This is a genomic window from Cryobacterium sp. PAMC25264 (assembly GCF_019443325.1).
In the GTDB taxonomy this organism is placed as follows: Bacteria; Actinomycetota; Actinomycetes; order Actinomycetales; family Microbacteriaceae; genus Cryobacterium.
Map to the genome: position 1 here is coordinate 1,215,914 of NZ_CP080383.1, position 22,697 is coordinate 1,238,610.

At 67.9% G+C, this 22,697-nt stretch carries 21 protein-coding genes; 11 read left to right on the forward strand and 10 right to left on the reverse strand.

Annotation, left to right across the window (positions count from 1 at the left end; all coding sequences use genetic code 11):
- Window positions 1–10 precede the first annotated feature (10 nt).
- From KY500_RS05560 to KY500_RS05575, 4 genes are all read right to left on the reverse strand, one after another.
- Entirely contained in the window at window positions 11–2,554 is a 2,544-nt protein-coding gene (locus KY500_RS05560; RefSeq protein WP_219902680.1) for a glycoside hydrolase family 2 protein, read from the reverse strand.
- A 47-nt stretch (window positions 2,555–2,601) separates the two neighbouring features.
- A complete protein-coding gene (locus KY500_RS05565) occupies window positions 2,602–3,426 on the reverse strand; it encodes a carbohydrate ABC transporter permease (protein WP_066594938.1) in 825 nt (274 codons plus the stop codon).
- Window positions 3,423–4,310 carry a carbohydrate ABC transporter permease gene (locus KY500_RS05570; RefSeq protein ID WP_255579919.1) on the reverse strand — a complete coding sequence of 296 codons (888 nt, stop codon included), beginning with the start codon at window positions 4,308–4,310 and terminating at the stop codon, window positions 3,423–3,425. Before KY500_RS05570 ends, KY500_RS05565 begins: the two co-directional genes overlap by 4 nt.
- Window positions 4,311–4,483: 173 nt before the next feature.
- Window positions 4,484–5,776, reverse strand: a complete 1,293-nt coding sequence (locus KY500_RS05575; RefSeq protein WP_219902681.1) for an ABC transporter substrate-binding protein — start codon at window positions 5,774–5,776, stop codon at window positions 4,484–4,486.
- A gap of 311 nt (window positions 5,777–6,087) precedes the next feature.
- Here KY500_RS05575 and KY500_RS05580 point away from each other — a divergent pair, with 311 nt between their 5' ends.
- Window positions 6,088–7,098, forward strand: a complete 1,011-nt coding sequence (locus KY500_RS05580; protein ID WP_219902682.1) for a LacI family DNA-binding transcriptional regulator — start codon at window positions 6,088–6,090, stop codon at window positions 7,096–7,098.
- Window positions 7,099–7,210: 112 nt separating this feature from the next.
- Here KY500_RS05580 and KY500_RS05585 read toward each other — a convergent pair whose 3' ends face one another.
- The 6 genes from KY500_RS05585 to KY500_RS05610 all read right to left on the reverse strand — a co-directional run bounded on the left by KY500_RS05585 (window position 7,211) and on the right by KY500_RS05610 (window position 14,282).
- The gene (locus KY500_RS05585; RefSeq protein WP_219902683.1) at window positions 7,211–8,194 is read right to left on the reverse strand and encodes an acetylxylan esterase; all 984 of its coding nucleotides are present in this window, start codon (window positions 8,192–8,194) and stop codon (window positions 7,211–7,213) included.
- Window positions 8,195–8,286: 92 nt separating this feature from the next.
- Window positions 8,287–10,779 carry an acyltransferase family protein gene (locus KY500_RS05590; protein ID WP_255579825.1) on the reverse strand — a complete coding sequence of 831 codons (2,493 nt, stop codon included), beginning with the start codon at window positions 10,777–10,779 and terminating at the stop codon, window positions 8,287–8,289.
- 149 nt (window positions 10,780–10,928) lie between these two features.
- Window positions 10,929–11,378, reverse strand: coding sequence for a flagellar assembly protein FliW (locus KY500_RS05595; protein WP_219902684.1), 450 nt, complete (start codon window positions 11,376–11,378; stop codon window positions 10,929–10,931).
- Window positions 11,375–12,280, reverse strand: coding sequence for a flagellin (locus KY500_RS05600; RefSeq protein WP_255579826.1), 906 nt, complete (start codon window positions 12,278–12,280; stop codon window positions 11,375–11,377). The genes KY500_RS05595 and KY500_RS05600 overlap by 4 nt, the downstream gene beginning before the upstream one ends.
- Before the next feature lie 15 nt (window positions 12,281–12,295).
- Window positions 12,296–13,768: a flagellar hook-associated protein FlgK gene (gene flgK / locus KY500_RS05605; protein ID WP_219902686.1), complete on the reverse strand. Its 1,473-nt coding sequence runs from the start codon at window positions 13,766–13,768 to the stop codon at window positions 12,296–12,298.
- 28 nt (window positions 13,769–13,796) lie between these two features.
- A complete protein-coding gene (locus KY500_RS05610) occupies window positions 13,797–14,282 on the reverse strand; it encodes a flagellar protein FlgN (RefSeq protein ID WP_219902687.1) in 486 nt (161 codons plus the stop codon).
- 383 nt (window positions 14,283–14,665) lie between these two features.
- Here KY500_RS05610 and KY500_RS05615 point away from each other — a divergent pair, with 383 nt between their 5' ends.
- From KY500_RS05615 to fliG, 10 genes are all read left to right on the forward strand, one after another.
- Window positions 14,666–15,574, forward strand: a complete 909-nt coding sequence (locus KY500_RS05615; protein ID WP_219902688.1) for a sigma-70 family RNA polymerase sigma factor — start codon at window positions 14,666–14,668, stop codon at window positions 15,572–15,574.
- An 84-nt stretch (window positions 15,575–15,658) separates the two neighbouring features.
- The gene (locus tag KY500_RS05620) at window positions 15,659–16,501 is read left to right on the forward strand and encodes a flagellin (protein WP_219902689.1); all 843 of its coding nucleotides are present in this window, start codon (window positions 15,659–15,661) and stop codon (window positions 16,499–16,501) included.
- Window positions 16,502–16,658: 157 nt separating this feature from the next.
- Window positions 16,659–17,990 (forward strand): flagellar filament capping protein FliD, encoded by a 1,332-nt coding sequence (gene fliD / locus KY500_RS05625; RefSeq protein WP_219902690.1) that lies wholly within the window; start codon window positions 16,659–16,661, stop codon window positions 17,988–17,990.
- Window positions 17,987–18,481 carry a flagellar export chaperone FliS gene (gene fliS, locus KY500_RS05630; protein WP_255579827.1) on the forward strand — a complete coding sequence of 165 codons (495 nt, stop codon included), beginning with the start codon at window positions 17,987–17,989 and terminating at the stop codon, window positions 18,479–18,481. Before fliD ends, fliS begins: the two co-directional genes overlap by 4 nt.
- Window positions 18,468–18,905: a hypothetical protein gene (locus tag KY500_RS05635; RefSeq protein ID WP_219902691.1), complete on the forward strand. Its 438-nt coding sequence runs from the start codon at window positions 18,468–18,470 to the stop codon at window positions 18,903–18,905. The genes fliS and KY500_RS05635 overlap by 14 nt, the downstream gene beginning before the upstream one ends.
- Before the next feature lie 134 nt (window positions 18,906–19,039).
- Window positions 19,040–19,381 carry a flagellar basal body protein gene (locus tag KY500_RS05640; protein ID WP_219902692.1) on the forward strand — a complete coding sequence of 114 codons (342 nt, stop codon included), beginning with the start codon at window positions 19,040–19,042 and terminating at the stop codon, window positions 19,379–19,381.
- Window positions 19,381–19,773, forward strand: a complete 393-nt coding sequence (locus KY500_RS05645; protein WP_219902693.1) for a flagellar basal body rod protein FlgC — start codon at window positions 19,381–19,383, stop codon at window positions 19,771–19,773. Before KY500_RS05640 ends, KY500_RS05645 begins: the two co-directional genes overlap by 1 nt.
- Window positions 19,773–20,084, forward strand: coding sequence for a flagellar hook-basal body complex protein FliE (fliE, locus tag KY500_RS05650; RefSeq protein ID WP_219902694.1), 312 nt, complete (start codon window positions 19,773–19,775; stop codon window positions 20,082–20,084). Before KY500_RS05645 ends, fliE begins: the two co-directional genes overlap by 1 nt.
- Window positions 20,084–21,679, forward strand: a complete 1,596-nt coding sequence (fliF, locus tag KY500_RS05655) for a flagellar basal-body MS-ring/collar protein FliF (protein ID WP_219902695.1) — start codon at window positions 20,084–20,086, stop codon at window positions 21,677–21,679. The genes fliE and fliF overlap by 1 nt, the downstream gene beginning before the upstream one ends.
- Entirely contained in the window at window positions 21,676–22,695 is a 1,020-nt protein-coding gene (fliG, locus tag KY500_RS05660; RefSeq protein WP_219902696.1) for a flagellar motor switch protein FliG, read from the forward strand. The genes fliF and fliG overlap by 4 nt, the downstream gene beginning before the upstream one ends.
- Window positions 22,696–22,697 lie beyond the last annotated feature (2 nt).

The window sequence follows — 22,697 nt, forward strand, 5'->3', positions numbered from 1 at the left end:
GACATGACCGTCACGGCCGCACCAACTGGTTGGTGCTGCGCAGCACGGTGGGGGCGGTGAAGGCCGCGGGGTCCACGTCGAGTACCGAGGCGATCGTGAAGAGCACGCTCTCGCCGGGCAGCAGGGTGACGAGCATGTCGTCCACAAGCGCATCGGGGTCGACGGTGTCCACCAGCAGGGCCAGGTCGCGGGTGAGGGAGGCCGCGGTGACCCGCACGGTGTACCCGGTCGAGGTGCGCTCGGCCAGCACCTCGGGAGCGGAGTCCGAAAGCGTGCTGTCGCGGGCCTCGGTGAAGAACCAGTGCCCCCGCACGCCGCCGAGTTCGGCGCGGAGGAGCTCCGCTGCCGCATCCGTTGTCGCGGACACGGATGCGGGCAGCGGCACGGTCACGTTCGACCGCGCCGGCAGCGTTACCTGCTCGGCGTGCTCGGCCAGGACGACGCCCGCGTCTGTGTACCGCCGCACCCGGAGCTGCCCGCTCCAGGGTTCGGCGGAGTCGTTGACCGCGATGACCGCCAGGCCGTCGCCCCGGGGTTGCACCGTGATCAGTCGGTCGGCGTAGGCGTGCTTGATCGCGTAGAGCAGTGGCTTCGGCCGGCCATACCCGTCGACGGCGGCCCAGGAGGTGACCGGCCAGCAGTCGTTGAGCTGCCAGACGATGCTGCCCATGCAGTGCGGGGCCAGGGAACGGAAGTGCTCGATGGCCGTACTGATCGCGGTGGCCTGGTTCAGCGACATCGCCCAGTGCCAGTCGCCGATCTCGTTCGGCAGCGGCAGGTGCGGCAGCAGGCCGTCGGTGAGCTTGACGTTGCCCTCCATGGCCTTCTGGTGCACGAGCATGCCGGGCGACTCCGGGGTGAGCGGTTCGTCGTGGATCGACTCGGTGAGCGTCGACCAGGTGGGCGGTCCCTGCCAGCCGAACTCGGCGACGAAGCGGGGCGCGTAGTCGCGGTAGTCGGGGTAGTCGCGCTGGTTCCACAGGTCCCAGATATGCATGGTGCCGTGCTCGGGGTCGTTGGGGTGCAGGTCGTTCTGGACACTCCCGGCGACGGGCGAGAACGGGCTGCCGGGCGTGTAGCCGATGTGCGGCGCGAGCTCGGCGACGATCGCAGGGAACACGTCGTAGTAGAAACCGGCACCCCAGGTCTTGCCGTCCAGGCGCAGCTTCCAGTTCCACTCCTCGAACCCCCAGAGGTTCTCGTTGTTGCCGTTGAGCACGACCAGCGACGGATGCGCGGCCAGCCGGGCGACGTTCTCCCGGGCCTCCGCCTCGATCTCGTCGCCGAGCGGCGCCTCCTCGGCGTAGGCGGCGCAGGCCAGCAGGAAGTCCTGCCAGGTGAGCATGCCCTTCTCGTCGCAGAGGTCGAAGAAATCGTCGCTCTCGAAGATGCCGCCGCCCCAGACCCGGATCAGGTTGATCTGGGCGAACTCGGCCTGCTCGAGCCGCCGCTGATAGCGAGCCCGGTCGATCCGGTGCGGGAAGGCGTCGTCGGGGATCCAGTTGGCGCCCCGCACGAAGACGCTCTGGCCATTGATCACCAGGGTGAACGGGGTGCCCGCGGCGTCGGGCGTGGTGTCGAATTCCACGGTGCGGAAGCCCACACGGGTGCGGGAACGATCGAGTTCGCCGGCCGTGTCGGCGTCGTGCACGGTGACGACGACGTCGTAGAGCGGGTGCTCGCCGTACCCGGTCGGCCACCACAGATCGACCTCGGGGACCTCGAGGGACACCGTGGCGCTGGTGGCGCCCGCGGGGAGTTCGAGTGTGCGGCTGACCCCGGCGACGGAGGCGGTGAGACTCACGGGCGCATCCGTAGCCCGGCTGATGTCCACGTGCACATCGACGGTTCCGGCGCTGTGGCTGGAGGTGTCTCCGGCCGCGGTCTGCACGGTGGTGGTCTGAACGGTGGCGATGGGACGCACGGCGGTCAGGCGGGCCGTCGACCAGCTCACCAGCGACACCGGCTTCCACAGGCCGGAGGTGGAGGTGTCGATGCCCCAGTCCCAGCCGAAACTGCACGCCATCTTGCGGATGGCGTTGTACGGGTGGTGGTTGACGTGCGGGCGGTACCCGAGTTCGAGGCTGGCGGCATCCGCGGCCTTGACGGGGGACCGGAACACGACCACGAGTTCGTTGAGACCGGCCTTGAGCCTGGAGCCGACGTCGAAGGTGTAGCTGCGGTGCATATTACGGGTGGTGCCGAGCAGAACCCCGTTGAGTTCGATCTCGGCGATGGTGTCCAGGCCGGCGAAGACCAGTTCAGAGCGGTCGGCTCCGGCCGGGTTCCAGGAGAAGGTGGTGCTGTAGCGCCAGTCGGTCAGGCCGATCCAGGAGAGGAGCTGCTCGTTGCCGTCGAGGTAGGGATCGGGGATGAGGTCGGCGGCCAGCAGGTCGGTGTGCACCGAGCCGGGCACGGTGGCCGGTACTGTGAGCCGGCGGATGTGCGCCGGCGCCGGCCCAGTCAGGGCCGTGAGGCTCCAGTCGGCGTCGAGGAGTCGGACGGCGGGGGTGTGGGTGGGCAGTGACGAGATCGGCATGGTGTTTCCAGACATAGCGTGAGTGCGTGGTCGTGTGTCGGTGCTGCGTAGGGGAGGGGCGGTTATTTGGTGGCGCCGGAGGTGACGCCGTTGTAGATGAAGCGCTGCAGGAACAGGAAGATGATCAGGGTGGGCACGATGACGATCATGATGCCGGCTGCGATTATTTCCCACTGTGCGCCGTAGGGGCCCTGGAAGCGGAACAGCGAGGTGCTGATCACGGCGAGGTCCTGCGCGGGCATGTAGAGGTAGGGGATATAGAACTCGTTGTAGACGGCGATGCCCTTGATGATCACGACCGTAGCGATGGCCGGTCCGAGCAGCGGCAGGATGATGCGCCAGTAGACCCCGAGGCGGCTCGCGCCGTCGAGCATGGCGGCCTCGTCGAGGGAGCGCGGGATCGATTGCATGAACTGGATGAAGATGTAGATCGAGACGATGTCGGTGCCCATGAAAAGGATGATCGCGGCGCCATGCGTGTTGACCAGGTGGAAGAAATTGACGACCTGGTAGGTCGCGACCTGGGTCGTGACGGCGGGCACCAGGGTGGCGATCAGGAACAGGCCGAAGACCAGCTTCTTGAACCTGAACTCGAACCTGTCGAGCACGTAGGCGGCCATGGTGCCGATCAGGATGGTGCCGCTGACCGAGACCACCGCGATGATCGTGGTGTTCAGGAAGCCGAGCATCATGCGGCCGTCGACGAACGCGGTGGCGAAGTTGGCGAAATTGAACCAGTTCGACGGCGGGATCAGGGGACCGGTGGCGGCGTACTCCACATTGGTCTTGAGCGAGGCGAACAGGATCACCACGATGGGCACGAGCGCGACGAGGGAGCCGATGATCAGGGAGACGTACTTTCCCGTCGTTCCGAGATAACGCATCATGAGGCCAGGGTCACTTTCTCGTCGGGCACGAGCTTGCGCTGTAGCCAGGTGACCAGCAGCACGATGATGAGCAGGATGACGGCCATGGCCGAGGCCAGGCCCACCTTGCGGTAGACGAACGCGGTCTGGATGGTCTGGATGACGAAGGTCATGCTGCCGTTGGTGCCGCCCGTGATGATGTACGGCAGTTCGAACGCCGAGAGGCTGCCCGCGATGGCGAGGATGAAGGACAGGCTGATGATGCGCTTGATGCCCGGGGCGATGATGTAGCGGAACTGCTGCCACTTGTTGGCGCCGTCCAACTCGGCGGCTTCGTAGAGCTCGCCGGGGATGGACTGGATGGCGCCGAGGAAGAGCACGAAGTTGAGACCGATGTACCGCCAGATGGCGACGCCGGCGAGGGAGTAATTGACCACATCCGGGTTGCCCAGCCACTGGGTGGACAGCTCGCCGAGCCCGACGAAGCCGAGCACGGCGTCGAGGGTTCCGCCCGGGCGGAAGAAGAACAGGAAGATGAACGCGATCGCGACGGCGTTGATCAGGTACGGAAAGAACAGGATGCCCTTGAACATGTTGCGGAAGCGGGTCTTGAAGCTCAGCAGGGTGGCGAAGTACAGCGCCAGGGCCATCTGCAGGAACGACGCACCGAAGTAGTACAGGCTGACCACAAAGACTTGCCAGTACTTGGGATCGGTGAAGATCTTCACGAAGTTGTTCAGCCCCACGACGTCCTTGGTCTTGTCCAGGCCGTCCCAGGAGGTGAAGCTGTACCAGATCATGTTGCCCACCGGTATGTAGGTGAACGTGATCAGGAGGGCGAGCGGGATGGCCAGGAACAGCCACGGCATGACGATGGAATCCTTGCGCGTGCCGTTGGCGCTGATGGTCGTGCGGACGAAGCGTTGCGAGAACCTGCGGAACAGGTCGGGCGTTTTCGCCGGGGCCAGTTGCTGGGACACCGAGCGTCCTTTCTCTTGATCGGGGGTGCCGGCGGCCGGCCGGGTGGGACCTGGTCGACCGTCGGCTTCGAGCCGGACTGCGTCGTGGTGCGGTGAGGCTAGCCCTCGACGGAGGCCTTGGCCGCGGCCCAGGCCTTGTTCAGCGCGTCGAACTGGGAGGCCTTGTCGCCGTCGGCGGCACCGCGGGCGATGTCGACGATCTTCTGGCGGTAGATCTGGCCCCAGAGGTCGATCTCGCTCTCGCTCAGGATGTCGTTCTCCCAGGTGGCCTTCTCGGCCGGCACCGGGGTGAGCTCGAGGTACTCGACGCCGCTGGCCGTGAAGTCGGTCAGTGAGTCCGGATCCGGACCGTCGACGACGGGGGAGAGCCCGCCCTGGTCTGCCGCATAGCCGGACTCGGTGGCGAACCAGTCGATCCAGGCGCGGGCGGTGGATTTGTTCTTCGAGTTGATGCTGATGGCGTTCTTGTAGTCGCCGCCGATGGTGGAGTAGGTCTGGCCGTCGACCGCACTGGGGAACGCCATGTAGCCGATGTCGTCGGCGCTGCCACCGGCGGTCACCGCTGCATCCTGCATCTGGGTGATGGCCCAGGAGCCGAGGACCATGGAGGCGATCTTGCCGCTGCCGAGCCCGGCCTTGGAGGATTCCCAGTCGGTGGTGGTGGGGTCTTCTTCGCTCAGCCCTTGCGCGACGATGTCGTAGAGCAGGCCGTCGGCGATCTCGTGGTATTCGCCCTTCTTCCAGGGCGAGTCGGTGTCGACGAGGGTGATCGAGGCGTCCTTGTCCCCGGTGGCGGCGCGGTTGCCTTCCCACTGGCTCAGCGGCCAGCCGTCGGCATAGTTGGTGTAGTACGGGATGGCTTCTGTGGTGTCCTTGATCTTCTGCAGGTCGGTGAGGAACTCGGCGGGGGTGGTGGGCAGCTCGGTGACGCCGGCATCCGCCCAGAGGTTCTTGTTGTAGATGACGCCCTGGGCGTTGCCGGTGATGGCGACGCCGTAGGCCAGGTCGTCGTAGGCCATCTCCTGCACGAACCGGTAGGTCTTGCCGAGCTCTTCGACGGAGCCGAGCGGCTCGAAGAACTGCGCAAGCTGAACCTTGGTGACGGTGTTGGGGATGAGCAGGACATCGCCATAGCTTCCCGAGGACAACCGGGTGGAGACGTCGGTCTCGTAATCCTTGATGGCCTCGAACTTGACGGAGGTGCCCGGGTATGCCTTTTCGAATTGCGCGGCGTAGTCCTTGAAGACGGTGTCGACGATGTCGGTGCGCTGGGTGAGGACGGTGATCTCGCCGGTGATGGCGCCGTCGTCTGCCGGGGCTGTCCCGGAGCATCCAGCCAGTAGTGCGGTGGCCGCCAATGCGGCCACGGAAATGATGAGCTTCTTTGCCATCTGTTTCTCCTAATCGGTATCACCATTGACCCGTTGAGACACGACCGCGACTTCCCGCCCGTGGACCTCTGGTGTTGCTGTTGGGCCTAAGGCTAGGCCCGGATTCGGCGGCACGTCAAACGCAAATGTCAACGTTGTCCGTTCCTGTCTTATCCTCGACATGGGCCCGAAAATCCCTGTAGTAGCGGGCAACTCGACGCGTTGGTGCACATATTCTCATTGCCAATGTCTGCAAAATGTCCTACGTTGACATAGCGGCCTTCCGATGGTTCTCAGGAGCCGTTCCGAGGCACAGTTCACGAAGGGACACCATGACCACGCAATCACGCGCGACGCTGGCCGATGTGGCAAGGCTCGCAGGGGTGAGCTCCAAGACGGCATCGCGGGTGTTCGCCGGGGCGGGGAACGTGTCGGTGGACACCCGGGAACGGGTGCTCATCGCGGCGAAACGGTTGCGCTTCCGTCCCAACAACCTGGCAAGGAACCTGCGTCGCGGAGGGGTGACCAATACCGTCGCGTTCGTGATCGGCGACCTGAAGAACCCCTTCTATTTCCACGTGGCGGCGGGGATCGAACGTGAGCTCGCGCTCAGCGGGCTCACCATGGTGCTCGCCACGACCGACGACTCACCGGACAGCGAGGAACGCGTGGTCGACGCGCTGATCTCCCAGCGCGTGCGCGCCCTGCTGCTCATCCCGATCGCCGACGACCAGTCCTACCTCGAGGGCGAGCGGCAGCTGGGCACCCCCGTCGTCAGCGTCGACCGGCCGGCACGCAACCTCCTGGCCGACTCCGTGGTGCTGGCGAACCGCCAGGGCATGGCCGAGGCGGTGCGCTCCCTCACCGCCATCGGGCACCGCAAGATCGGCTTCATCAGCAATCCGTCCGCGATGTACACCCAGCGGGAACGCCTGGCCGGGTACCGAGAGGCCCTGCGGGAGGTGGGGGTCGTCGAGACCGCCCAGTGGGAGCGGCTCGACGACGACCCGGATGTCTCGCCCGAGCTGGCCGTGCAGAGCCTGCTGGACCTGCCCGACCCGCCCACGGCCATCGTGGCGGGCAACAACCGCGGCAGCGCCGGCGCTGTGCGGGTGCTCCGCACCCTGCAGACGCCCGTGGCGTTCATCGGCTTCGACGACTTCGAGCTGGCGGATGCCCTGGGGATCTCGGTCGTGGCGTACGACCCGATGGAACTCGGACGCACGGCGGCCCGGCTCGCGCTGGCGCACCTGGCCGATCCGGACTCGTTCACCAGCCAGGTGGAGCTGCCCACCCGGCTGATCCATCGCGGCTCCGGTGAGATCCCGCCGCCCCCGCGCTGACCCGCACATTGTCGGCTCGCCCCATCTGGTCCCCATCCGGACAACTGCACCCGGTGCGCCGGGTGCAGTTGTCCGGATGGGACCAGTGAGCGGCAGCTGGGCGCTGGGCAGGTCAGTCGGCCAGCCGGCGGGCCAGCCAGGCGGCCTGACGCTCGAAGTGGTAGCCCTGACCGCCCTCGTGCTCGTTGAACGGGTACACCTCGATCTCGGCATCCGCGGCGTAGTGGTTTCGCGCGGCGAACACTGTGGACGGCGGGCAGATCGGGTCGAGCAGGGCCACCGAGAAGATCGCCGGCGCGGTGGCGCGCTTGGCGAAGTTGACACCGTCGAAGTAAGCCAGGGTGGCGAAGGTCTGCTTTACGCGGTCGCGGTGCACCGAGAGGTACCGCACGACCTCGTGGTACGGGTCGTTGTCGGTCATGCCGACGGCACGTTCGAAGTGGCAGAGGAACGGCACCTCGGGCATCGCGCCGATGAGGCCCTCTGCCAAGCCGGCGGCGGCGAGGGCGATGCCGCCGCCCTGGCTGCCGCCGCACACAGCCACGCGTTCGGGATCGACGCGGTCCAGGGTGCGCACAGCGTCGATGGCGCGCACGGCGTCGGTGAACACGCGGCGGTAGTAATAGTCATCGGGCGCCTGGATGCCGCGGGTCATGAAGCCGGGGGAGGCCGGGCCACTGCCGTGCGGGTCGGGGGTGTCGCCGCCGGAGCCCCATGAGCTGCCCTGCCCGCGGGTGTCCATGAACAGGTAGGCGTAGCCGCTGGCCACCCAGGCCAGCCGCTCGTGCGGGAAGCCGCGACCGCCGCCGTAGCCGTTGTACTCCACGACCGTGGGTAGCCGCGTCTGCTCGGAACCGGGCCGTTCGGTCGGCACCAGGAACCAGGCCTTGATCGGGTCGCCGGCGAATCCGGCGAAGGTGACGTCGTAGACCTCCACCTCGCTCAGCGGTGAGTCGACCCGGGTGAGCGTGGGAGCCGCGTCGAAGCGGCGGGCCTCGGCGAGGGTGCGTTGCCAGAACGCGTCGAAGTCGGCCGGCTCGGCCACCTCAGGCCGATACGTCTCGAGGTCGGACAGGGGGAGATCTAACCGGGGCACGTGTTGCCTTTCGCGGACGAGTTCTGCGCCAACGCTGGCGCCAGCACCGACTATACCGGGGCCGTGATTGTCGGCCCGTGCCCCACCCGGAGCTACATGACTCCGGCTGTTTGCAGAGCGTAGCGGATGGCCGGCGCCACACGCTCGGCGTAGGCCGGGGTCATGTGCACGGTGTCGTACTTCGTGGGAATGGTACCGGCGAAGGCCGGGCACACCCCGTCGGCGCAGCTGAACGGGAGGGAGCTGACGAAGTGGTCGCCGGTGCCGGAGGGAGCCGAGAGCGCCGCGGCGAACTGTTGCCAGGTCGCTCCGACGCCGACGGCGCAGTCCTGGGGGCTCGACACCGTCGAATAACACTGTCCGAGCTCGGCACCGAGCGGCGGCGGCGCGAGGTAGACGATCTTTCCCGCGGCGTTGTAGCCCGCCGTTTCGGCGAGGGTGGAGGCCACCATGCTGGCGACCGACAGCGGTCGGCGGTTGTCGTCCTGCCCCTCGGCGAAGGCGTTGGCGACCACCACGAGCTGGGGGGCGTCGGCGAAGATGTGGTTGGTGATGTCGAGTTTTCGCTGCGGGCAGGCATCCATCACCCCAGCGCCGTCGTTGGCGACGAGCACCTCGGTGAACCGGCAGCCGTAGAGGCCGATGGTGGTGATGCGCCACTGGCCGTCGCTGGCTTCGGCGATGGCTTTGAACGCCGGCGCGTAGGAGAGCGCCTCGGAGTCGCCGACGAGGTACATGTGCTGGGGAGCGTTGCCGTCGCCCCAGGTGCAGCGGCCGAAGTCGGGTGTGCCGCCCACGTCGAAGCAGGCGCGAGCGGGGTTGTTGGTGGAGGTCGTGGCCATGGCCTGGTCCAGTGACGGCGACAGGTTGTCCGGCCAGGTCGTGGCCGTCGCCGCGGCCGCAAGGTCGGCCTGCAGCGCCACCTCGGGGTTCACATCATCCGTCGCTTCTGCAGTGGGCGCGGCGATAGGAGTCAAGGGGCGGTCGTGCACCTCGAAGGACACGGCGACGACGACCACGATGACGAATGCGCCCAGGGCCGACATGATGAACTGTGTGCCGTAGCGTTCCCGCCAGCGCCGCCAGGCGAGCCGGCGGTCGACCCGTGGCCCGGTTCCGCGCAGCCAGGGCGAGCGGTGCAGCGGCTGCTCGATGAGGTAGTACGACACGACCGACACGGCCAGGGTGCTGCCGAGAACGAGCAAGGTGGTCGTGGTGGAGGCCTCGGGCAGTACCAGCGTGAGGAACACGAAGACCGGGAAGTGCCACAGGTAGAGCGAGTACGAGATGTTGCCGAGGTACACGCTGACCGGGTTCGTGAGCGGGAACAGGTTGCGCTGCGTGCCGCCGATGCCGGCCGCGATCACGAGGACGGTGGCGCCCACCGGAAGGGCGGCCCACGGGCCGGGGAAGGGCAGGCTCGAGGTGACGACGGCGAAGGAGGCGACGATGCCGGCCAGTCCGGCCCAGCCGAGGACGATCCGGGCGGCCAGCGGCATCCGCAGGAACAGCGGGGCCGCGATCGCCAGGGCGGCGCCGACACCGAGTTCCCAGACCCTGGAGAACGTGGAGAAGTAGGCGACCGTGGGGTTCGTCGCGGTCTCCCACACGGCGTAGCCGAACGAGGCGGCCACGATGACGACGGCGACCGCGCCGAGCAGTCGGCGGCCGCGCGCTCGGTCGCGTCCAGTGTGCCCCGACCCGCGACGGCGGCGGCTCGCGGCGCCGAGAGCCACGATCAGCAGCACCGGCCACAGCAGGTAGAACTGCTCCTCCACCGACAGCGACCAGTAGTGCTGCAGCACTGATGCGGGCGCGGTGGCGTGGAAATAGTCGGTGCCGACGGCCGTGAACCGCCAGTTGGCGGCGAAGAAGAGAGCCGAGAGCGCATCCCAGGCGGTGGAGAGCGCCCGGGTCTGGTTGAACAGGACGTAGCCGAGGGCGGTGGTGACCGCCAGCACAGCCGCCGCGGCCGGCAGGATGCGGCGGAGCCGGTTGCCGTAGAAGGTGCGCAGGGAGATGCGCCCGGTGCGCTCGTGTTCGCGCAGCAGCACGCCGGTGATGAGGAATCCGGAGATGACGAAGAAGATGTCCACGCCCGCGAAGCCGCCGCCCGGCCAGACGATGACGTGATCGAGGATGACGGCGATCACCGCGAGGGCACGGAGGCCCTGGATGTCGCGCCGGCGGCCTGGCGTCGTTGTCTGCGAGGCGGCGGGGCGGGGCGTGGTCGCGCCGGGCGAGCCGGCGCCGGGCGGGGTGGCGGCTGCTGCCGCCGGACGAGTGTCCAGGGGACGGGGAATGGACGTGTGAGCTCCTGCTCCGGCCGTGGACCCTGGGGTTGCCGTGGTCGTGACGATGCGGTTGAGCGGAGTGCCGGGTCGGGACAGGCCCGGCCGTGACGTGCCCGGCCGGGACGCACCCGGCCGAGATGGTCCTGGTCGGGAGGAGTCGGGCCTCGAGGGAGTCGGCGGGGAGGCCTGCTGCGACGGGTCCGGCAGGGACGGATCCGTTCGTGGTTCCCGGCCTGGGTCGGCGCCGATGTTTTCCGGGTCGTTCCCTGCCGCGCCGTTCCCCGATGTCACACGTCCCCCAGCTTTCGAACCGCTGACGAGCCTACAGCGCGAATGGCACAGTGCCGCGTACGGGGGAGCGACGTCGTGCGGGCTGCCGGGCAGACATGCCGCTCAGACCGGCCGCAGGGCAGCGCGGCGCCGGTTCAGTGGGCGCCGGTTCAGACGGTGGCGCCGGCCGGTTCGTCCTGGTGGCGCGACGGGGAATCCGTGGGGGAGCTCGCCCCAGCGCTCGACGGGGGGTTCAGCTCGGCCCGCAGCGGCCAGTCCTGGCCGTCCAGGATGATCTGGGCGCAGCGGCCGGTGCTCGCGTTCACCACGATGGGAGCCATCAGGTTGACCGTCGTGCCGGTCTCGCCCGGATTGGTGACCACGAGGACCAGGGCCTGGTCAGGGGTGGCCAGATCGAGGGCACGCGCGTGCTCGTCGGAGATCACCGGGGTGTATTGGGGGAGGTAGATCGACGCATCCAGCACGAAGAGCCGGGTGTGTTCGTCCTCGGCGGATTGCAGCGCGAAGAGCCCGGCTGCCCCGGCGATCTCGCGCAGCCGGAAGTCGGTGAGCGGGGCCAGGCCGGGCGGCGGTGAGACAAAACTGAGGGAGGCGGTCATCGGAGGAAGTCCATCAGGGTCGTCTGGATCACGCGGGCGGTCACGGAGAGGGCCGACTGGTAGGCCACCTCCTGGAGCTTGAGGTCGATGATCACGGTGGCCAGGTCGACGTCCTCGAGCTGCACACGCTGCGCCTCGAGGGTGCCCTTCTGCGTGACGAGCGAGGCGGCCGCGGTCTCGATGCGGCTCTGCCGGGCCCCGGCCTCGGCGCGGGCGCCGATGATGGTCGTGAGGTGGGCGTCGATGTCGCCCAGGTGCACCGAAACGGACACCGCAGGGTCGGGGCTGCGCAACGCGGCCGAGACGTTGTCGAGCAACGCGAAGAGCGAACCGTCGCCGATGCCGGTACCGGCGCCGGTCCCGAAGATGGCGGCACCGTCGGCGTCCACCCGTACGGTGGTGTCGGCCCCCACCCGCCGGTCCACCGGTACCGAGGTACCGGCGCTGACGGTGTACGGCGGCTCGGAGCCGACCGCGGAACGGGCATCCGAGTTGCCGGCGAAGACCGTGCGCCCCAGGTACGTGGCGTTGGCCTGGCCGAGCAGGTCTTTCTTGAGGCCGTCGATCTGGACGGCGATGGCCTCCTTGGCCGCCGGTGACATGGTTCCGGCGTTGCTGCCCTGCACGGCGAGGTCGCGCACCTTGGTGAGGAGCTTAGTGCTCTCATCGAGCGCGCCGTCGATCGTGGTGAGCCAGCCTGCGCCGTTGTCGGCGTTGCGGGTGTACTGGGCGGTGGCACGCTGTTCGGCGCGCACGGTCATGGCGTTTGCCGCCCGGGCAGGGTCGTCGGATGCTCGGCTGATGGTCTTCAGCGAGGTGGACTGCTCCTGCAATTGAGCGAGACGCTGGGCGCTGGCCTGCAGATTCGCCTGCGCTGCGCGCATCTGGGTGGTGTTGGTCACTCGGGAGATCATCGGTTACCTTCCCACCAGTCCGGTGCGGTTGATCAGGGTGTCGAGCATCTCGTCCACGGCCGTCATCACCCGGGCAGCGCCCTGGTACGCGTGCTGGAAGGTCAGCAGGTTGACGTTCTCCTCATCGATGTCCACCGAGGAGTTGGACAGCTGCAGGGTGACGGCCGCGGAGGCTGACGAGTTCGAGGCGGATGCCTGCGCCAGTTCGATGCCCGTGTCGACGCCGAGCTTGGTCACGAACGCCGTCCAGATGACGTTGGGGGAGGTGATCGGTATGCCGTTCTTGTCCGCCGCGTTGGACGTGCCCAGTTGGGCGATCTTGTCGGCGTTAATGCCGTTCAAGGCTCCGTCCCCTGGTGTGCCTGCGGCGACACCTTTGACGGTCGTGGGGACGACGAATAACGTCAGCGCGGCAGCGCCCTCCGTGTAGTGGAAGAACTCCAGACCCGTCTCGCCGGTACTTGTAGCGCCGGTCAGGTGCAGGTCATTGACCGAGTCGGCCAGCTTCTTGGCGAAGTCGTTGTACGACGCCGCGACCTCGGCGAGGGCCCCGCCGGTGCCTGCGACATTCGCGGGCCCGAGAAGTGACAGGGCGCCGGCGAGTTCGCCGCCATCCACCGCCACGGGCACGCCCGGATGGTGCGCCCATTCAAGCTGCACCGGGGTGTACGTCACCGGGTTGCTACCGGGCACCGCGGCGGCCGCCATCGATGCCGGGCCGGTCACGGTGAGCTTCTGCACGTCGGAGCCGGACACCAGGACGTTGCCGCCGATCAGCACATCGACAGTGCCGTTCGCCTGGGCTCGCACGCTCGCGCCGGTGATCGCGGCGATCGTGGTGGTGAGAGCGTCGCGTTTGTCGATGAGTTCGTTGGCGGACCCGCCCGAGGCGATGGTCTGACGGATGATGCCGTTCAGGGCGGCGACCTGGGCCGCGGCGCCGTTGACCTCGGTGACGAGGGCATCCGCGCTCGTGCGCACAGCCGACCATTCGTCGGTGACGGCGCGATAGCCCGCGTTGATCTGAGTGGTGAGCTGGCCGGCCTCGCCGAGCAGGAGTCCGGCGGCCGCGGACGGGTCGGCGGCGTTGGACAGCTCGTGCCAGGCCGCCCAGAACTCCTGCAGCTGGGTGGACAAACCGGACTTGCCGGGTTCCTGCAGCGAGTTCTCCACCGACCCGAGGGCGTTGGCGCGCACTGCCGTGTACCCGGCGGTCGCAGCGGTCGCCCGCACCTTGGCGTCGAGGGTGGCGTTGCCGAGGCGCGAGATACCGTCGACGGAGACACCGGCTCCGGGCGTGGCCCCCCAGGCCACCAGCCCGGCGCGGGCGGCGGCATTGGTTGCCGACGTCGTGACCCGCTGGCGGGTGTATCCCTCGGTGTTGACGTTGGCCATGTTCTGCCCCACGACATCAAGGCCGGCGCGGGCGGCGACGAGCCCGGAGTACGCGGTGTTGAGTCCGCCGAAGGTGCTCACGAGGTCGTCACTGTTTTCATCTCACGTCTCACAGGCTCTGGTCGAAGAGTCGGGCACCGGTGGTCGGGGCGCCAGAGGCGCCGCGGGAGTCATAGGTCGTGGCCTGCGCGTCCGCGCCGGCCAGCGATTCCTGGGTGTAGCGTGCGGCCGAGCGCAGGAACTGCTCGTTCACGTCGCGAAGATTTCGGATCTGGCCGATCAGGTCGGTCATGGCGGCGAGATGGGCGCTGAAGATGTCCGACCAGGGCCCAGGGGGAGCCTGCTCGACGAGCTCCCGCAGGGTGGCATCCTGCGGAGTTCCCCACTCCACGGCGACCGCGGCAACCTCCACCGACCGGCCGAGCCCCGCCTCGCGCACGAGCTCGAGAACCTGTTCCACTTCGCGGGTCGCATGCTGCACCCAGCGCGAGCGACCTGCGCTCAGGAGGAGCTGTTCCTCGTCGAGCTTGAACACCAGCAGCTCAAGCAGCTCGCGTTCCCGCCACAGCAGTGCGGACAATTCGTTTGCACCCACGTCGTCACTGCCTTTCCGCCCCTGCCGGCTCGTTGCTCTATCGTACGATTCCCTGCCCGTTCGAGAGCACTATCGGCCGGAAGCGGCCCGTCGTTAGGCCCGCAGGACTCTTTTCCTCGCCTTCGCACGTCGCCGTGTCCTCCTAAATGAGGACAGTCGCAGCCCCGGACTGGGGGCAGGTCGAGCGTGGAATCGCCGGGCGCGTTCGTTAGCGTGTTAGCAGGCGAAAGCCCCCGGAAAAGGACCCGAATCCCTGCTCTAGGCGGATTTCCGTATTCACGTCAGACGACTCTCCACCCTGCTTACCCGGCTGCATTTCCCCGTTTCAGGTCCATGTCCCATCGCCGCATAAGTACGCGCGCACCCGCCAGGAGGGTAAGTCGTTGAACCGTTCCGAACGCAACAACCTCGTGGTCGAGAACCTGCCGCTGGTCGGCTACCTCGTCTCCGAAGTGTGGGCCAAGGCCCGCCACCTCTCCCGTGACGACCTCGCCTCGGCGGGTGCGCTGGCCCTGATCACCTCGGCGGATGCTTTCGATGCTTCGCTGGGCGTGCCGTTCGGAGCGTTCGCCCGGCGGCGCATCATCGGTGCCTTCGCCGATGAGATGCGCTCGAATGACTGGGCCACCCGGATGGCGCGTCGCCGGATCAAGGAGACCCGCCAGGTGCAGGAGACCCTCGCCTCGGCCCTCGGCCGCAGCGCCACGGTCGACGAGGTCGCTGCCGCGCTGGGTGTCGACCGGGAGACCGCCCTGGCCGGGCTGGCCGACTCCGACCGCACTCTCACGGCCCTCGACGACACCACCGCCGAGTTCCTCGTCGCCGACACCGTACTGCCGGAGGAGTCCCTGCTCTCCGCCGAGCGTCTCGCCTACCTCCGGGCCGCCGTGGTGGCGTTGCCCGAGCGTATGCGCCTGATCGTCGAGCAGGTGTACTTCGAGGACCGCTCGGTCAAGGACATCGCCGCCGACCTGGGCATCACCCACTCGGCGGTGTCCCAGCAACGCTCAGAGGCCATCCGGCTGCTTCGCGACGGCCTCGGCACGCACTACGCGGACGACGCCGAGCTGGAGTACACGCCGGAGTCCACCGTGGCGCCGGCCAGGCGGAGCGCTTACCTGTCGCGGATGGCCGACCAGGCGATGCTCGGCATGGCCCACATGGCGCATGACCGACTACCGGATGCGCAGGCCTCGATCTCCGCCACCGACGCGTTGGCTGGGGTCACCGACATCGCCCGGGCCCAGGGAATCACGTTCGGTACCCGCGAACTTTTCTCCAGCAACGGCTAACGCCCCGGTCGCCGACGCCGATAGGTCTCAGTGTCAGCCCATGGATGGGCCGGCGAACACGACCCAATCACGGAGGAACACATCATGGGTATGCAGATCAACACCAACCTCGCGGCGAACAACACCTACCGCAACCTGGCTTCGACCCAGACCGACATGGCCAAGTCACTCGAGCGCCTCTCCAGCGGCCTCCGCATCAACCGCGCAGCGGATGACGCGGCCGGCCTGGCCATCTCCGAGGGACTGAAGTCGCAGGTCGGTGGCCTCACGGTCGCCAGCCGCAACGCTCAGGACGGCGTCTCGGTCATCCAGACCGCTGAAGGTTCGCTGAGCGAGGTGCAGACCATTCTGCAGCGCGTTCGTGACCTCGCCGTCCAGGCCGGTAACGGCTCGAACAACACAAAGTCCCGTGAAGCCATCGCCACCGAGGTCTCGGCACTGGGCGACGAGCTCGTCCGCATCAGTGCGTCGACCAACTTCAACGGCACCAAGCTGCTCGACGCGGCGGCGGGCACCACGCCGCTGACCTTCCAGATCGGCGCCGGCGGAGTGGAGATCGAGGACCAGATCAAGGTCAAGCTGACCAACGTCGCAACAATCGGAGACGCCGTCAAGACTCTCTCGACGGCCGGTTTCGCCGACTCTGCTGCGGCTCTCACAACGATCAACGCGATCGACACACACATCACCGCCGTTTCCACCTCACGCGCCGAACTCGGTGCGAGCCAGAACCGGTTCGAGAGCGTCATCCGCAACCTGGCCGTCTCCAAGGAGAACCTCACCGCTGCCGGCTCGCGTATCCGCGACACCGACATGGCCGAAGAAATGGTCAAGTACACCCGCTCCAGCATCCTGTCGCAGGCCGGCACCGCCATGCTCGCGCAGGCGAACCAGTCCAACCAGGGCGTTCTGACGCTGCTGCGCTAGATCACGGACCAACGACAGCCTGGGTGAACTGGGCGGCCGATTGACCGAGAATCGGCCGGTGGCGAGCACAACCTGAACTGGACCTCAGGATGTGTACGCCGCCGGCCACTCGTCGTCGGCCCGGCAGCACGGGCATGACGAACCGAAGGGAAACGCCATGGGACTCTCCATCGATGGTCTGATCAGCGGCCAGGACACCACGACCCTGATCAACAACCTCATCGCGGTCGAGGCGATTCCACAGACCCTGCTCAAGGGCAAGGTGACCGCCGCCCAGAGCTACACCACCGCCGTTCAGGGGCTGAATACCCAGGTCGCCACCCTCGCCGACGCCGCCACCAAGGCGGCCAAGCCCGCCAGCTACGACCTCTACACAGCCACCAGCAGTTCCAGCCAGGTCACCGCGACCACGAGCACGGGCGCCGCCGCCGGTGTGCTCGATGTCACTGTGGGCCGGCTCGCCCAGAACCAGGTCACCGTCACCGAGCCTCTCACCGCCTGGCCGGAGACCACCCTCACACTCACCGACGCGGCCGGAAAAGCCACCGTGCTCACGCCGGCCTCCGACTCGCTCGACGACGTCGTCTCCGCCGTCAACGCCGCCGGGCTCGGCATCACCGCCACCAAGGTAGCCGTGGGCACTGGCGCCTTCCGCGTGCAGTTCAGCAGCACGGCCCCGGGCGCAGCGAACGCTTTCACTGTGACCGGCGGCACGGTTCCGATCACCCAGGTCAAAGACGCCCAGGACGCCCAGGTGACCCTGTGGGCCGGCACGGCCGCCGAACAGTCCATCACCTCGGGTACCAACACCTTCACCAACCTGCTGCCCGGTCTGGATGTGACCGTCAGCGCCATCTCCACCACCCCGATCACGCTCACCGTGACCAGGGACGACGCCGCCATCACCAAGATGGCCGGGGGCCTGGTGGGCAGCCTGAACGACATCTTCGCCGTGATCACCAACCGGTCGGCCGTCTCGACCACCACCGATTCCACGGGCAAGACCGTCACCACCGCCGGTCTCTTCGCCGGAGACAGCACGATCCGCACGGTCAGGCAGGACCTGATCACCGCGGCATCGATGCCCGTCAACGGGCACTCCCCGTCGGAGATCGGCATCAGCATCACGAAGTCCGGCACCCTCGAGTTCGACGCTGAGAAGTTCGCGGCGGCCCTCGTCAAGGATCCCGCCGGAACGATGAAGACTGTGCAGGAGATCTCCGGTCGTGTCGCGACGGCCGCCGCTAGCGCATCCGACAAGTACGACGGCACCCTCACGGCCACCGTCACCAGTCAGCAGTCCCAGGTGCGCACGATGGGCCTGGAGATCAGCGACTGGGACCTCAGGCTCACAGCCAAACGCAGCTCGCTTGAGCGCACCTACACCGCCATGGAATCCCGCCTGGGCGAGCTCAAGTCCCAATCGGCCTGGCTCACCTCGCAGATCGCCTCGCTTCTGCCCGCCTACACAGGAGGTTCGTCGTCATGATGACACCGACAGAATTCCCACCGTTGTTCGCCCCAGTGAGCCAGGCAGGCCCGGGGCTTCCCGCGTCCACGGCCGGAGCCCAGGCCCGCCGGGCGCAGCTCAACCGGGAGGCAGTGCTGTCGGCCACGCCCGTGCGGTTGCTCACGATGCTCTACGACAGGCTGATGCTCGACCTCGACCGCACCGAAGCGGCCCAGGTAAGCGAGAACTGGCCGCTGGCCTCCGAGAACCTGCTGCACGCCCAGGCAATCGTCGACGAGCTCACCACCTCGCTGAACGTCACGGCGTGGGACGGCGCCGACGGGCTGCTCGCCGTGTACACCTACGTGTCCAACGCCCTGATCGGTGCGAACATCCACCGCGACGTGACCCGCACCCGCGAGAGCATTGTGCTGTTGGAGCCGCTGCGTCAGACCTGGCACGAGGCCGCCGCCGCACTGCCCGCACCGCAGACCGCGCCCAGCGGGGAGGGATACCGTGGAGTCGCCTAACCTCTCGCCGAAAGGTGCTCCGTCGACCGGCGTACCCGCCAACAGCGTGCACTCGAGCAGCGCCCGGCCGCACGGCAGCGCCGCCGGTACCGACCAGCGCGCCATTCCCAAGACCAGCCCGTCCGAATGGATCAAGGTGCTCGACGACCTCGAGGCCAGCCTCGGCAGCGGGGCCAGGGACGCCGTGCTCTCGGCCCAGGGCGGCACGCTCGTGACCGGCGTGCAGTGGCGGGCACCTGAGCTCCTCGGGCAGCTCCCGCGCGAGCTCGAGGAACGGGCCCGGCTGCTGTTGGCCGGTCAGCTCGAACTGATCCGCGAGATCGAGGATGCGCGGCGCTCCGCCGGCGCGCACCTGGCGGCCGTGCGCACCATCCTCTCGACGCATCCGTCCGACCACCCGGTCTACCTCGACATCGCGGGCTGACCGACAAGGGAACATATTTCGGCTACGCCCTAACGAAGCGTCACAGAACGCCGATAGCTACTGATGAGCACGGATCGCTCACTCCAGGCCACGGATCGGCCGTTCGGCACCCTGACGACGAAACGGGCATCCGCGTGATCGAATCCGTGACCAGCGCAGCGCTTTCCAGCGCCCTCGACGGGCTGGCGCTGCGCCAGCGCACCATCGCCAACAACATCGCCAACGTCAACACCCCCGGCTATCACGCCCAGCGGGTGTCGTTCGAAACCGCCCTCGCCGCATCGGTGGCCGGCGGCGACGGGCACGCGAGTGCATCAACGGCGCGGTCCCTCGAGCCCACCCGGCTGGACGGCAACAACGTCAACCTTGACACCGAGACCGTCTCCAACATCGACACCGTGCTGCGCTACCAGTTCGCCGCGCAGGCCGCCGCCGGTGCCGACTCCAAGATGCGCGCCGCGCTGCGGACCAGCTGATGACTCTCGACGCCCTGGGCATCGCCGGTACCGGCCTCACTCTGCACCGCAAGTGGCTCGACGCCGTCGCCGACAACATCGCGAACGCGAACACGGTCACCGCCACGTCGGGAGATGCCTTCCAGGCGCGGTACATCGTCGCCCAGGAGGGCGCAGGCACCACGGGCGCCTACGTGTCCGGCGCCGCGCTCGGCGACGCGGAGGGCATCCTCACCTACGACCCCGACAACGCCCTCGCGGATGCCGACGGGTACGTGCGGCGTCCCGACATCGACCTTGCCGAGCAGATGGGCGAGCTGATCATGGCGCAGCGCGGATACCAGGCCAACGCCGCCGTCATCGACCGGGCCAAGACCTCCTACGAAGCCGCCCTGCAGATCGGACGCAACTGATGACCATTCCCGCCATCGGCGCCGTGCCCGCCGTGAGCGCCACGGCCTACCTGCCCGCCACGACGGCGACCGCCGGCAGCAGCGGAACCGAGGGTAGCTTCGCCACCGCTCTCACCGGTGCCGTCGACAACCTGCAACAGCTGCAGTCCACCTCCAACACCTACGCCATCCAGGCCGTCACGGGAGGCCTGGACGACATCCACACCGCCACCCTCGCGGCCTCACGCGCCCAGGTCACCCTCGAACTCGTGGCCGCCGTGCGCAACAAGGGCGTCGAGGCGTTCAACGACATCATGAGAATGCAGGCCTGATGCCCGCTCAGATCAGCTCGGCCTTCCGTCGCCTCGGTAACGCGGTGCGGGAATTCACCGTCGCCCAGCGCACCGTGGCGCTGATCGGTGTCGCGGTACTCGCGCTCGGCATCGCCGCGCTCACCATGTGGGTCAGTCAACCCGCTTACACCCCCTTGTTCTCGGGACTGAGCGGTTCGGACGCCAACACCATCGTGGAGCAGCTCCGCACCGACGGAGTGTCGTACCAGTTGAGCGACGGGGGAGCGACGATCCTGGTGCCCGAGGCCGATGTCTACGACGAACGGCTCAAGTCGGCCGCGGCCGGCCTGCCCTCCTCCAGCACCGAGGGCTACTCGCTCTTGGACACCATGGGGGTCACCGCATCGGAGTTCCAGCAGTCGGTCACCTACAAACGAGCGCTCGAGGGCGAACTCGCCGCCACGATCGAGGCCATGAAGGGCGTCAAGACCGCCTCGGTGAGGCTGGCGATCCCCGAGGCCACGGTTTTCACCGACGAGGCCAACGACCCCACCGCATCCGTCTTCGTGGGAACCCGGAACGGCGTCACCCTCAACGCCGACCAGGTGCAGGCCATCGTACACCTCACGAGTGCCTCCATCGACGGCATGAAGCCCACGGATGTCGCTGTCATCGACGCCTCCGGGGTCGTGCTCTCCGCGGTGGGTGTGGGCGCCACGGGAACGGCCGGTCAGCAGGCCAACGACTACGAGGAACGTGTGCGCGGCTCCGTGCAGGCCATGCTCGACAAGGTCGTCGGCCCGGGCAACGCCACCGTGGTCGTGGCCGCCGACATGAGCACCGAGGCGGCCCAGCGGGTCGAGGAGTCCTTCACCTCGCCCACCGACACCCCCGCCCTGAACGAGGCCGTCAAGACCGAGTCGTACACCGGCTCGGGCGGCACGGCGGCCGGCGTGCTCGGCCCCGACAACATCGCCGTTCCCAGTGACACCTCCACCGACGGCACCTTCACCTCGGAGGACACCACCCGCAACAATGCGGTGAACAAGGTCACCGAGACCCGTACCATCCCAGCCGGGGCGATCAACCGGCAGACCGTCTCGGTGGCCGTGAACTCCGCGATCGCCGACGATCTCAATGTGGCCAATGTGACCAGCCTGGTGTCCTCCGCCGCCGGAATCGATACGGCGCGGGGTGACGCGGTCACCGTGGAGGTCGTGAGCTTCAACGCCGCCGGCGCCGACGCCGCGGCGGCAGCCCTGGCCGAGGCAGAGGCAACCGAGGCCGCCGATCGCTCCGCGGGGATCCTCCAGGTGGGCCTGATCGTGGGCGGCACGGTGATCGCCTTCGTGCTCGGTCTGATCCTGTACGCCCGCCGGTCCCGCCGGCAGAGCCGCGAGGCCATCGAGCTGACCGAGCTTGTGCAGCCGCACGCGTCCCTGGATGCACCGACGGTGCCGTTCACGCTGCAGCCGCACCTTGTGCCCCTTGTCATCGACCCCACGCCGACCCCGGCGTATGCGCCGGGCGACGGCGACCAGCGGGTGGCCGACATCGATGCTCTCGCACTGCGTGACCCGCAGATGGCGGCCGAGATGTTGCGCGGGCTGATGGACGATCGGCAGCACGCATGATCGATGCGAAGACGCCCCTGACCGGCACGCAGAAGGTGGCCGTGGTGCTGATGACCATGGACCAGCAGCGCGCCTCCGAAGTGATGAAGCAGTTCTCCGAGGCCGAGGCTGCCGAGATCATCGCCGAGATCGTGCAGTTACGCCGGGTGGATGCCGCGGTGATGGACAGCGCCGTCGCCGAGTTCCACGAGCTGACCACGATCGGCGCACGCAACCCCCGCGGCGGCCATGCCGTGGCAGTGGGTCTATTGGAGAAGTCCTTCGGCGCCGAGCGCGCCGCCGGGGTGATGAGCCGGGTCGCCACCTCCATGGCCGGCAAGGCCTTCGAATTCCTCGACCCTGTCGACGCCACTCAGGTTCTCGCCCTGCTCGACGGGGAGCTGCCGCAGACCATCGCGCTGGTGTTGGCGCACCTGCGACCCGAGCACGCGTCGGCCATCCTGTCGGGGCTGGAAGGCTCGGTGCGCACCGATGTGGCCCAGTGCATCGCGTCGACGGGCACCGCGACCCCCGAGGCGGTGCGGGTGGTGACCGAAATCCTCAAAAAGCGGATCGGCGCCGTCGCCGCATCCAAGGACTCTCCCGGGGTCGTGGGCGGCATCCAGCCGCTCGTCGAGATCATCAACCGGGCTGATATCGGCACGGAGCGCGCGCTCCTGGAGGCGCTCGATGAACGCGACCCGGTGCTGGCCGAGGAGGTGCGCTCGCGCATGCTGACCTTCGCCGACATCATCAAGCTGGAGAACCGCGACGTGCAGCTGGTGCTGCGCGGTATCGACGCCCAGGTGCTGGCCGTGGCCATGAAGGGCTCCAGCGAGTTGGTGGTCGACATCATCCAACGCAACCTTTCCGAACGCAACCGCGACATCCTGAACGACGAGGTGACCGGGCTCGGACCCGTGCGGGTCTCGCAGGTCGAGGAGGCGCGCGCCACCGTCGTTCGGGCGATCCGCGAGCTAGCCGCCGAGGGTGCCATCACGGTGCAACGGGCCGACGAGGACGACTTCATTGTCTAGCG